The following is a 10,994-nucleotide window of genomic DNA, read 5'->3' as shown; positions in this document are numbered from 1 at the left end:
ATCCTTCGCACCCCCCTCTGGCCTGCCGGCCATCTCCCCCACAAGGAGGGAGATCATGCCTTCATCGGCGCCTCAGCCAATCACCAACGTTACAACGTTTATCCCTGCGAACCTGCAGGATAAGCGCCACCGTCGACGCGACTGATCTCCCTCCTTGTGGGGGAGATGGCCGGCAGGCCAGAGGGGGGTGCGAAGGATCGCGACGGTGAAAGGGTAGGAACTCAAAAACGCCGAGAAATTTGCAGGTCGTGGAAAACCTCTCCACCCGCAGCACAAATATCGTCGCGAGAACCGCAGCATTGCCATGGCGCATTGAATCCATAGCGCCTATATTGGCTGTGACGATCTGCGCTTCTCGGCAGGAGAGCATTTTCCCCGGGGCCTTAACGATCCTTAGGGAGCTGTCACTGGGAAGACCCGTGGGTCTTTTCACACGGCGCCCACCTACTTTGTAGGTCTCCGGGATCGACTTCTCCACCGGTTGTGTGGATCGTCACTTTCCCCCACCCAATCAATCCTGTTTGGCCTTAGCCGCGCAACGCGACAACATCCTTGGTTGCCGTGGCAACAAATGATGTGCCAAACACTTGCGACGACAGGAGAACGGGGGCGAACACCGGCATGACTTCCCATCGCGAGATCAAGAAGCAGTTGCGCAAGGAAGCGCTGGCCCGCCGCGACGCGCTCGACCAGTTCTGGCGCATCGAGGCCTCGCTGGAGATGGCCGAGACCGCGCGTGACAACGTTCCAATCGAGCCCGGCACCATCGTTTCCGGCTTCTGGCCGATGCGCTCGGAGGTCGACGTCAGGCCGATGATGTTTGCTCTGCGCGAGCATGGCGCCAGGCTGTGCCTGCCGGCGATCCTCGACAAGCATACGATCGTTTTCCGCGAACTGGTGCGCGGCGCCCCCATGGTCGACATGGGATTCGGTACTGTCGGCCCGCATGAGGAGGCCGATGTTCTGGACCCCGATATCATGCTGGTGCCGCTTGCCGCCTTCGACGCGCGCGGCCACCGCATTGGCTACGGCGCGGGCTACTACGACCGCGCGATCGCCAAGCTTGAGGATGCCGGCAAGCACCCCCGGCTGATCGGCATCGCCTTCGATTGCCAGGAGGTCGAGCGCGTGCCGGAAGAAAACCACGACGTGGTCATCCCCGAAATACTGACCGAAAGCGGGTTGCGCAGCTTCGCCCCTGAATTGTAGATGATTTCATGAGACTTCTTTTTCTAGGCGACATGGTGGGCAAGGCTGGACGCACTGCGGTGTGGAACCAGTTGCCGGGCTTGATTTCGGATTTCCGGCTCGATTTTGTCATCGTCAACGGCGAAAACGCCGCCGGCGGCTTTGGCATCACCGAAGAGATCTTTCGAGAAACGCTGAACGCCGGCGCCGACGTGGTGACCACTGGCAACCACGTGTGGGACCAGCGCGAGGCACTGGCGTTCGCGCCGCGCGAGGAGCGCTTCCTGCGCCCGGCGAATTTTCCCAAGGGCACGCCAGGCCGCGGCTCGGGTCTGTTCATCGCCAAGAACGGCGCGCGCGTCCTGGTGTCCAACATCATGGGCCGGGTGTTCATGCATCCCGAACTCGACGACCCGTTCCAGGCCGGCGAGCGCGAACTGTCCGCCTGCCCGCTGGGCGAACAGGCCGATGCGGTGGTGATCGACTTCCATGCCGAGGCGACGAGCGAAAAGATGTGCTTTGCCCATTTCGTCGACGGCCGCGCCAGCCTCGTTGTCGGCACCCATACCCACCAGCCGACCGCCGACCACCAGATCCTCAATGGCGGCACGGCCTACCTGACCGATGCCGGCATGTGCGGCGACTATGATTCCTCGCTTGGCATGGACAAGGAGGAGCCTCTCAACCGCTTCTTGTCCAAGGTGCCGAAGGGCCGCTTCGAGGCGGCCAACGGGCCGGCGACGATCTGCGGTGTCGGCGTCGACATCTCCGACCGCACGGGTCTTGCCGAGCGGATCGCGCCATTGCGTCGCGGCCCGCGCCTCGAAGAAACCGTACCTTCCTTCTGGTCCTGACATTGACGAGGGGCCAGTGGATACCTACTTGCTCGCAACAAGTCAGCAAATGTTAGAGCGCTGCGCCTCCGGTTGGACGCGCGACACTTGAGCACTGCAATTTTTTGCAAGAGCGGCCTCGCGGCCGCTCGATTGTTATCCATAAGGACTAAGGGGACGCATAGATGATCGAATTCCTGACGCCGTATCTCAGCTTCATGAACGACCCGACCGCCTGGGTGGCGCTGTTGACGCTGATCGCACTTGAGGTGGTGCTCGGCATCGACAATTTGATCTTCATCTCGATCCTGACCAACAAGCTGCCCGAGGCGCAGCGCGCTTCGGCTCGCCGGCTTGGCATCGGCGCGGCACTGATCATGCGCCTCGTGCTGCTTGCCACCATCTCCTTCATCGTGGCGCTCAAGGAGCCGGTCTTCGAGGCCTTCGGCCATGGCTTCTCCTGGCGCGACCTGATCCTGATCGCCGGCGGCCTGTTCCTGGTGTGGAAGGCGACCAAGGAAATCCATCATTCGGTCGACCCCGAAGACAGCACCGCCGGACTGGCTTCGCGGACGCTGCAGCTTTCGATGGGAGCTGCGATCTTCCAGATCCTGCTGCTCGACCTGGTGTTTTCGATCGACTCGATCATCACCGCTGTCGGCATGACCGACGAGATCGGCATCATGTACATCGCCGTCATCGTCGCGGTTACGGTGATGCTGCTGGCGGCGACCCCGCTTGCGAAGTTCATCGAAAAGAACCCGACCATCGTCATGCTGGCGCTGGGCTTCCTGYTGATGATCGGCATGACGCTSATCGCSGASGGCTTCGGCTACCATGTGCCCAAGGGCTACATCTACGCGGCGATGGGCTTCTCGGCGCTCGTCGAAGGCCTCAACATGCTGCAGCGGAACCGACGCGCCAAGCTACGCGGCTCCGACAGCCACTGACGAACGTCACGAACGCGACGAACGGCGGGCCAAGTGCCCCCCGTTTTCGTTTCCGGGGCCAATTTGGTGGCAGCGGGTTTGGGCCTGAATCTTACAAGGCATCTAAAAATGGTCGGCGCGGGCATTGCGTCCGTCGCCGGCAACACTTTCAGATCGCGACTTGCGCACTCACCACGCATCCGGTTCGCGCACCATGTGCACGACATTGGCCGGGTTCATGATCCAGCCGCCGCGAAAACTTTCGCCGAGCGGCTCGATGGGGTCGCAACGGGTTACGCCGGCATCGGCCAACTGCCGCAGCGTTCCGGTGGAATCGGGCGTGAACAGTTCCAGCCAGACCTCTGCCTGGCTCATCGTCGCGGCCTCGTCGATCCAGAGCTGGTTGGGGCCGAGCTTGAAGCCGACTGCCGGCGCCTTTTCGGTGATGGGCACAAGGCCGACCGTATCGCGATAGAAAGCGATGGTCGCTTCATATTGATGGCTGGGCACCTTCATGGCGATGTTGATGCCGCCCTCGATCTTTGCAGTCATTTTATTGCTCCTGATATGGTTCACTTGCAGTCCGATGTCGGCAGTTCGCCGCGCATTTCGCTGGGATAAAAACCTTCGCGAAGATTGATGCCGTATTCGACATAGGCCTTCATGGCCGAGAGCATCTGCGACCAGCCCTCGCAATTGCCGTAGGACGACTTTCGGCCGGCCGCGTCCTCGCGCCAGCCCTCCTCGGCGATGGTGACGAAGGTGCCGCCATCGTCGAGCGGCTCGAAGTTCATTTCAATGCGGGTCTTGTAGGCCGGCTTGACGGTGGGGCCGCTGCCGTCCCAGCGCAAGACGATGCGACGCTCGGGCACGACCTCGTCGACTTCGACCGGCACGGAGCCCCACCAGGTGACGGTGGTACCAGCGACCAAGGGTGCGCTGGCCCCGCCCAGCGTGGTGAAATAGCCGCTGAGCTTGGTGGGATTGACCACCGCGTCGAAAACCTCGGCCACCGGCTTGCCGATGCGGCCGGAAACCCTGAATCCAACAGACATTTTTGATCCTCCTGCTTGCATGTTTGAACCATATGTTATATTTTTATAACATGTCAAGCGAAGCGAAAGACGACCGCGTTTTCAAGGCCCTCGCCCACCAGCGCAGGCGCGAATTGCTCGACCGCATGAAGGACGCGCCGCAGACCACAGGCATGCTGTGCGACGCCTTTCCCGACATGGACCGCTGCACGGTGATGCAGCATCTGAAGGTTTTGGAAGAAGCCGATCTGGTGGTCGCCAGGCGCGAAGGMCGCGAACGCTGGAACCATCTCAATTCACTGCCGATCAAGCAGGTCCACGACCGCTGGATCAGCGAATACGCCACTCATGCGATGAGCATTCTCGACCGGCTGAAGCTCGACCTCGAGGGGTGAAAGCTTGGGCCTCCCCGAGGGAAGCGCCAAGTGTATCAGGTCAGGCGGCACTCGCCTTGCGCGCCTCGATGGCAGCGCCGTGCTCCTTGCCCCAATTCGCGAGCGGCCCAAGTGCATTGTCGAGCGAGATGCCAAGTTCGGTTGCTGAATATTCGACCCGCGGCGGCACCTGGGGGAACACCTCGCGATGAACCAGCCCGTCGGCCTCCATCTCGCGCAATTGCTGTATCAGCATCTTTTCGCTGATGTCGGGCACAAGCCGCTTCAACTCGCCGAAGCGGCGCGGCTCGGTGTGGACCAACCACAGGATCAGCGCCTTCCATTTGCCGCCAATGACCTGGAAGGCCGGGCCGAGGCCGCAACTTTCCGGCTGCGTCTTTGCCATGGGAATCCCTAATTCTTACTTTGAAGTCAGTACCTTACAAAATTGTATGTACTTGTTAGCGCAAATGCAATGCATAGGTTTCGTGCCATGCCGCGAAATGTTTCGCGGTCCGATCTCAAAGGACAAGACATGGAACCTGTACTCTTCTACGGCGTGCCGCATGGCTGCTCGTTCGGCTCGATCGTGGCGCTCGAATGGCTCGGCCAGCCCTACCGCCTGCACCGCATCGACATGCTGGCCGACAAGCCGGGCGGCGCCTTTGCCAAGGCAAGCCCGCTCGGACAGACGCCGGCTCTGCTCTTGGGCTACGGCGGCGGGCTTAGCGAAAGCCTGGCGATCCTGCACCACATCGCCGCGCGCGGCCTCGACAAGGGGCTTGGCTTCGCCCAGGGCAGCAAGGAATTCGATCAGCTGAACTGGATGCTATCATACCTGCACACCTCGTTTCACTCCGATCTCGGCTATGCCTGGAATGCCTTCAAGCTCGACAAGAACGACAAGGCTGGCCGCGAGCTGCTGCGCAAGATGGCGCGCGAAAAGGCCGCCAACGACTATGCCTATCTGCAATCCGTGCTCGAAGGCCGCGAATGGCTGGTCGGCGACCACAAGACGGTGGCCGACGCCTATTTCATCGGCATCGCACGCTGGGGCGAGGACCTTGGCCTGTTCGATCTCGCCAAGGAGTATCCACGCCTGCACCAGCATATGGCCAAGCTCGAAGCCGACCCGGCCGTGATCTTTGCCCATGCCATCGAAGACGAGACGCCGGCGACCTCGACTGGGGGCTTCCGCGGCCACACGACCATCAACGAGCTTTCGCTGCGTATCGCCGCATAACGTCTTGCCCTCCCGCCGCGGCGTCGTTGCGGGAGGGTTCTTGATTGGCGCAGCAGGGTTGAGTCACGATTTCGCGCATTCGGCAAAGGCCAAACGCTGGACGTATTGAGCCGATTTATCTATAACGCGGCCCATTCCAACACTGCCGAAGCGACACAGGGGTCCCATGGCCGGCCATTCACAGTTCAAGAACATCATGCACCGCAAGGGCCGCCAGGACGCGGTGCGGTCCAAGATGTTCTCAAAGCTCGCGCGCGAAATCACCGTTGCCGCAAAGACCGGCGCCCCCGACCCGACGATGAACCCGCGCCTGCGCCTGGCCGTCCAGAACGCCAAGGCCGTGTCGATGCCCAAAGACAACATCGCGCGCGCCATCTCCAAGGCCTCGATGGGCGATGCCGAGAACTACGAAGAAGTGCGCTACGAAGGTTATGGCCCCGGTGGCGTAGCCCTGATCGTCGAAGCACTGACCGACAACCGCAACCGCACCGCCTCCAACGTGCGCGCCGCCTTCACCAAGGCCGGCGGTGCGATGGGCGAAACCGGCTCGGTGTCGTTCATGTGGGACCGCGTCGGCGAGATCGTTTATGCCGCCAAGGCAGGCAACGCCGACAAGGTCATGGACGCGGCGATCGAAGCCGGCGCCGACGACGTGCAGTCGGACGAGGACGGCCACACCATCACCTGCGCTTTCGAAAACCTCGGCGAAGTCTCCAAGGCGCTCGAAAGCTCGCTCGGCGATGCCGAGTCAGTGAAGATCATCTGGAAGCCGCAGAACAACATTCCGGTCGACGAAGAGCGCGCCCAGTCGCTGATGAAGCTGGTCGGCACGCTCGAAGACGACGACGACGTGCAGAACGTCTACGCCAATTTTGAAGTCGACGAAGCAACGTTGGCCAAGCTCAGCGCGGCGTAACCAACAATATAATTGGCGCCTTTCGGAGATAGCCGAAGGGCGCCAATTGCGTTTCAGATTTGGATCGTTAAGCCTCATTTTCGGTGAGGGGAGACCATCCGGATGACAAGTATTGAGAGCGCTCCAGCGCGAGCGGGTTTCTGGCGGCGTGTTGGCGCGTTGCTGGTCGATGCGATCATCATATTGCTTCCGCTGCAAATCCTGACGGCAGTCTTGTTCGCGCAGACGCATGGCACGGTGCAGGGCAATTTCGGCATCACCACGAGGATCTGCGCGACGGTCGACCATCTGCCCGAAGGCTTGCAGCCACCTCCCCCGGCAAGCACCAATTCGATCACCGAATGCCGCAGCAGCCTTTTCGGCTTCGAGACGTCGCGCGCACTGTCGGTCGGCACGGTTGTTGAAGAGGGCAATACAACAACCGGCCGGTTCCTGACATACGCGCTTGACGCCGATGGCAAGCCAACGTCCCCGTTCGATATGACCTGGGTGGCCATGTTGGCGCTGCTGATCTACCTCGTCTTGATTGAATGGCGGCGCGGCGCGACGGTCGGCAAGCGCATCCTTGGAATGAGGACCATCGACACCGCCGCGCCCTCTCAAATCGGCATCCCGCTGCGCAAGGCGATCACCAGGCAATTGGCGATGTGGATTGGAACGATCCCGGCATTCCTCGTGATGATCAAGATACTGTTTCTCAGCGACGACCCACTGAACGCGATGTCCGGCGATGCCTTCTGGCTAGCATTCATTGTCGCCTTCACGATCGAGATCGCATGGTTCATCTGGATCATCGTTTCGGTTTCCAAGAAGCGCGATCCGATCTATGACCGCATCGCTGGAACGAGCGTATTGAGGACCAGATGACCCTCCCCCAGATCCGCATCACCTACTGCACCCAATGCATGTGGCTTCTGCGCGCCGGCTGGATGGCGCAGGAGCTGTTGTCGACCTTCGGGGCCGAGCTTGGCGAGGTGGCACTGGTGCCGGGCACTGGCGGCATCTTCACGGTGACCTGCAACGACAAGCTGATCTGGGACCGCAAGCGCGACGGCGGCTTTCCCGACGCAGCCCAACTCAAGCAGCTGGTGCGCGACGTGATCGACCCCGAGCGCGACCTCGGCCATTCCGACCGCAAGGGCCACAAATCCAAGGACAATGGCTGAGTGCCGCAAAAGCCGCCTAAACCCTGAAACGGCGCCACAGATAAGTTCGAATTGCTGAGCAAGCAGAACATCGCGCCGCGACATGGCGCATACCAGCGGCAGAGCGGAAAGCATCCATGACAACAAGACCACGCATCGCAGTTCTTTTCGGCGGACGCTCCTCCGAGCACGACGTCTCGCTCATGTCGGCAAGCAACGTCGTCAAGGCTATCGACGCCTCCAGATACGAGGTCGTGCCCATCGGCATATCCCGCGACGGGCGCTGGTTCCTGGCCGAACTCGACCACGACGGCGCGCTGCCCAAGACCGTGCCCGCCGATGGCACCGAGGTGGTGCTGGTGCCGGGCGGCAAGGGACGGCTGATCGCCCTGCCCGCCGGCGAAACGCCGTTCGAACTGCCCAGGGCCGATGTGCTGTTTCCGGTGCTGCATGGCCCGTTCGGCGAGGATGGCGCGGTGCAAGGTCTCGCCGAGGTGGCCGACATTCCTTATGTCGGCTCCGGCGTGCTCGGCTCTGCCAACGCCATGGACAAGGACGTGGCCAAGCGGCTGATGAACCAAGCCGGGGTGCCGGTGGCTCGCGGCGTGACCGTGCATTTCGGTGACCGGCCCACTTTCGACGCCATCAAGGCCGAGCTCGGACTGCCTGTTTTCGTCAAGCCGGCGCGGCAAGGCTCATCCGTCGGCGTCAGCAAGGCGGAGACGGCGGAGCAGTTGGACAAGGCGCTGGCGGAGGCCTTCAAGTATGACCGCAAGGTGCTGATCGAGGAGTTCGTTGCCGGCCGCGAGGTCGAGTTCGCCGTGCTCGAGGCGCCCGACGGCCAGCTCTCCGTTTCCGTGCCGGGCGAGATCGCGCCGGCGGCGAGCCACGGCTTCTACACCTACGAGGCCAAGTACATCGATGCCGACGGGGCGGCCCTGCGCATCCCGGCGGAACTGCCCGAGCCGGCCACGGCCAAGCTGCAGGAGGTCGCCCGCCGCGCCTTCCTGGCACTCGGCTGCGAAAGCATGGCGCGCGTCGACTTCTTCGTGAAGGCGGATGGCTCGGCGCTGGTCAACGAGGTCAACACCATCCCCGGCTTCACCAACATCAGCATGTATCCGAAGACGATGGCGGCCTCGGGCGTTTCCTACCCCGATCTCGTCGGCCGGTTGATCGAGCACGCGGTGGCGCGCTGGAAGCGCCAGGCTTGAAACAGCAAAGGCCGGGTCATCCTGGCCTTTTGGCTATGCAGCGCGGAAGGCCATGACGAACGACGCCAGCGACACGAGGCAGGCGACCGCACGCACGTGGTTCCAAGGCAGCCACTCCTTGAGATAGCGCGCCCACATCGCGGCTCCATCGGCGCTTGCGGGATCAACCGCGGCGAGCGCGTCATTGAGCGGCACATTGAAGACCACCGTCACCAGGAAGCAGCCTATGAGATAGGCGACGYTGCCGATGAGCAGCCATGCCGAGCCCGTCTCGCTCCAGCCGAAGATCGCCTTGGCGGCGAGCACCAACGACAGGACTGCGAGCCCCATGAACACCGCCATGAACAGCGGATTGATGATGGTGACGTTGATCTGCTGCATGGCGGCGATGCCTTGGGCGGCGGGCAGCGGGGCAAAGGACGCCATGATGGTGTTGGAGAAGATGAAGAACAGGCCAGCCGCGATGCCACCGCCAAGGGCTGCGACAAAGACGAGCGCGGTGAACAGCAGCGCGATCATTGTGCGCCTCCCAACACGCCCGATGCTGCGACGGCCCTGGCAAAGTCGCGGAAGTCGCGCGCGGGCCGACCGAGTGCCTGTTGCACGCCATTTGACAGATGCGCGTTGCGGCCGTCCAACACCTCGGTGAACAGCATCATCAGCAGCTCGATAAGATCAGGCGGCAGCTGCTGGTCGGCAAGGTTTGCCGCGAACTGCTCGGGCGTCACCTTGATAAAGCGGATGTCGCGGCCGCTCGCCTTGGCGATCTCGGCAATCGCATCGCCGAAGGTCAGCAGACGCGGTCCTGTGAGTTCGTAGAGCTGGCCGATGTGGCGGTCATCGGCGAAGGCAGCGACTGCGGCGTCGGCGATGTCGTCGGCATCGACGAAGGGCTCGCCAACCGGACCCACCGGCAAGGCGACCTCCCCAGCCAGCAGGGCGTCGAGCATGAAACCCTCACTGAAATTCTGCATGAACCAACTGCAGCGCAACACAGTCCAGTCAGCGCCGGATTGCCTGACCCTTTCTTCCGCGCGCTGTGCCTCGGGTTCGCCGCGGCCGGACAGAAGAACCAGCCGCTTCACGCCCATGCCGACGGCGAGGTCGGCGAAGGCACCGATGGCTTCAGCGGCACCCGGCGCCGCAAGGTCGGGATAGTAGGAGATATAGACGGCGCCGACGCCCTTGAGCGCCGATGCCCAGCTCGCGCGGTTCTCCCAGTCGAAGGAAGGGATGGCACTGCGYGAGCCGATGCGGACGGGAAGCCCCCGTACCACGAGCTGCTCGGCGATGCGCCGTCCGGTCTTGCCGGTACCGCCAAGAATGAGAATAGGCTTCGTGGTGTGTTCGGCAACTGTCACTTTGGCCTCCTTCACAAATATGAGCATTACTCACATTTGCAAATGTGATAAACCCTCATATTATGACCGTCAAGCAGAATCGTTGCGGGCCGGATGCCATGGAAATCGTGGAAGAGAACAAAGCCCTGCGCCGTGCGCCGAGCCAAAAGCGCAGCCAGGAACGCGTCGAACGCATGCTCGAGGCGGCGAGCGCGCTGATCTCGGAGGGCGGCAGCGATGCGATGCGGATGGGCGAAGTGGCCGAACGCGCCGGGGTGTCGATCGGTTCGCTCTACCAGTATTTTCCCGACAAGGGCGCGATCATCCGCACCCTGGCCGAGCGCTACAATGCCGAGGGCCGCGCCTGTATCGCCGAAGGCCTTGCTGGTCCCCACGACACGCTGGGGCTCATCGCCGCCTTCGGCGCGCTGATCGATACCTATTACGGCATCTTTCTCGCCGAGCCTGTCATGCGCGACATCTGGTCGGGCACCCAGGCCGACAAGGCACTGCGCGACATCGACCTCCGCGACAGCCGCGCCAACGGTGCGCTTTTGGCTGAGGCCTGGCTACGCGTTAGGCCGCAGGCGGATGCGGCAGACGTCGAGCGCAAGGCCTTTTTGATCATGTCATTGGGCGAAGCCACCATGCGGCTGGCCATTTCGGTCGAGCGCGCGGAGGGCGACGATCTGGTGGCCGACTACAAGCGCATGGCGCTGCGGGAGATCGAAGCGCTGTAGGTCGCCTGCTACCGTGAGACAGCCCCTCACCCTTACCC

General features: G+C 62.4%; 15 protein-coding genes and 1 other RNA gene. 11 read left to right on the top strand and 5 right to left on the bottom strand.

The genetic code is table 11. The features are described from left to right. The first annotated feature begins 340 nt into the window (after window positions 1–340). From ssrS to AC1DWF_RS26425, 4 genes are all read left to right on the top strand, one after another. Window positions 341–496, top strand: a non-coding RNA gene (ssrS, locus tag AC1DWF_RS26440) — 6S RNA. Between the two features lie 125 nt (window positions 497–621). Beyond that, a complete protein-coding gene (locus AC1DWF_RS26435) occupies window positions 622–1,209 on the top strand; it encodes a 5-formyltetrahydrofolate cyclo-ligase (protein ID WP_476784560.1) in 588 nt (195 codons plus the stop codon). Between the two features lie 8 nt (window positions 1,210–1,217). Beyond that, window positions 1,218–2,042: a TIGR00282 family metallophosphoesterase gene (locus tag AC1DWF_RS26430; protein ID WP_476784559.1), complete on the top strand. Its 825-nt coding sequence runs from the start codon at window positions 1,218–1,220 to the stop codon at window positions 2,040–2,042. Window positions 2,043–2,206: 164 nt separating this feature from the next. Next, a complete protein-coding gene (locus tag AC1DWF_RS26425; protein WP_476842227.1) occupies window positions 2,207–2,971 on the top strand; it encodes a TerC family protein in 765 nt (254 codons plus the stop codon). A gap of 168 nt (window positions 2,972–3,139) precedes the next feature. Here AC1DWF_RS26425 and AC1DWF_RS26420 read toward each other — a convergent pair whose 3' ends face one another. Both AC1DWF_RS26420 and AC1DWF_RS26415 read right to left on the bottom strand, forming a co-directional pair. Beyond that, window positions 3,140–3,502 (bottom strand): hypothetical protein, encoded by a 363-nt coding sequence (locus AC1DWF_RS26420; protein WP_476788183.1) that lies wholly within the window; start codon window positions 3,500–3,502, stop codon window positions 3,140–3,142. A gap of 20 nt (window positions 3,503–3,522) precedes the next feature. Next, window positions 3,523–4,005 (bottom strand): SRPBCC domain-containing protein, encoded by a 483-nt coding sequence (locus AC1DWF_RS26415; RefSeq protein WP_476788182.1) that lies wholly within the window; start codon window positions 4,003–4,005, stop codon window positions 3,523–3,525. Between the two features lie 50 nt (window positions 4,006–4,055). Between AC1DWF_RS26415 and AC1DWF_RS26410 the strand changes: the two genes are divergently transcribed. Continuing rightward, window positions 4,056–4,379 (top strand): ArsR/SmtB family transcription factor, encoded by a 324-nt coding sequence (locus tag AC1DWF_RS26410; protein WP_476781927.1) that lies wholly within the window; start codon window positions 4,056–4,058, stop codon window positions 4,377–4,379. Between the two features lie 40 nt (window positions 4,380–4,419). Here AC1DWF_RS26410 and AC1DWF_RS26405 read toward each other — a convergent pair whose 3' ends face one another. After that, window positions 4,420–4,764 carry a winged helix-turn-helix transcriptional regulator gene (locus tag AC1DWF_RS26405; protein WP_476781924.1) on the bottom strand — a complete coding sequence of 115 codons (345 nt, stop codon included), beginning with the start codon at window positions 4,762–4,764 and terminating at the stop codon, window positions 4,420–4,422. 129 nt (window positions 4,765–4,893) lie between these two features. Between AC1DWF_RS26405 and AC1DWF_RS26400 the strand changes: the two genes are divergently transcribed. The 5 genes from AC1DWF_RS26400 to AC1DWF_RS26380 all read left to right on the top strand — a co-directional run bounded on the left by AC1DWF_RS26400 (window position 4,894) and on the right by AC1DWF_RS26380 (window position 8,876). Continuing rightward, a complete protein-coding gene (locus AC1DWF_RS26400) occupies window positions 4,894–5,601 on the top strand; it encodes a glutathione S-transferase family protein (RefSeq protein WP_476781923.1) in 708 nt (235 codons plus the stop codon). 166 nt (window positions 5,602–5,767) lie between these two features. Further along, window positions 5,768–6,517, top strand: coding sequence for a YebC/PmpR family DNA-binding transcriptional regulator (locus AC1DWF_RS26395; protein WP_476781922.1), 750 nt, complete (start codon window positions 5,768–5,770; stop codon window positions 6,515–6,517). A gap of 102 nt (window positions 6,518–6,619) precedes the next feature. Beyond that, window positions 6,620–7,384 (top strand): RDD family protein, encoded by a 765-nt coding sequence (locus AC1DWF_RS26390; protein WP_476781921.1) that lies wholly within the window; start codon window positions 6,620–6,622, stop codon window positions 7,382–7,384. Next, the gene (locus tag AC1DWF_RS26385) at window positions 7,381–7,683 is read left to right on the top strand and encodes an Rdx family protein (RefSeq protein WP_476781920.1); all 303 of its coding nucleotides are present in this window, start codon (window positions 7,381–7,383) and stop codon (window positions 7,681–7,683) included. Before AC1DWF_RS26390 ends, AC1DWF_RS26385 begins: the two co-directional genes overlap by 4 nt. A 116-nt stretch (window positions 7,684–7,799) precedes the next feature. Continuing rightward, on the top strand, window positions 7,800–8,876 hold the full coding sequence (locus AC1DWF_RS26380; protein WP_476781919.1) for a D-alanine--D-alanine ligase family protein: 1,077 nt from the start codon (window positions 7,800–7,802) through the stop codon (window positions 8,874–8,876). Between the two features lie 33 nt (window positions 8,877–8,909). On the opposite strand, the gene AC1DWF_RS26375 is transcribed toward AC1DWF_RS26380, so the two are convergent. Further along, window positions 8,910–9,395, bottom strand: coding sequence for an anthrone oxygenase family protein (locus tag AC1DWF_RS26375; protein ID WP_476842226.1), 486 nt, complete (start codon window positions 9,393–9,395; stop codon window positions 8,910–8,912). Then, window positions 9,392–10,237 carry an NAD(P)H-binding protein gene (locus tag AC1DWF_RS26370; RefSeq protein ID WP_476788180.1) on the bottom strand — a complete coding sequence of 282 codons (846 nt, stop codon included), beginning with the start codon at window positions 10,235–10,237 and terminating at the stop codon, window positions 9,392–9,394. The genes AC1DWF_RS26375 and AC1DWF_RS26370 overlap by 4 nt, the downstream gene beginning before the upstream one ends. A 98-nt stretch (window positions 10,238–10,335) precedes the next feature. Between AC1DWF_RS26370 and AC1DWF_RS26365 the strand changes: the two genes are divergently transcribed. Beyond that, on the top strand, window positions 10,336–10,956 hold the full coding sequence (locus AC1DWF_RS26365; protein WP_476781916.1) for a TetR/AcrR family transcriptional regulator: 621 nt from the start codon (window positions 10,336–10,338) through the stop codon (window positions 10,954–10,956). Window positions 10,957–10,994 lie beyond the last annotated feature (38 nt).

The organism is Aminobacter sp. P4_D5, assembly GCF_056401815.1.
The sequence above is the reverse complement of the archived record's forward strand: the minus strand, read 5'-3'. Positions and strand labels throughout refer to the sequence as shown.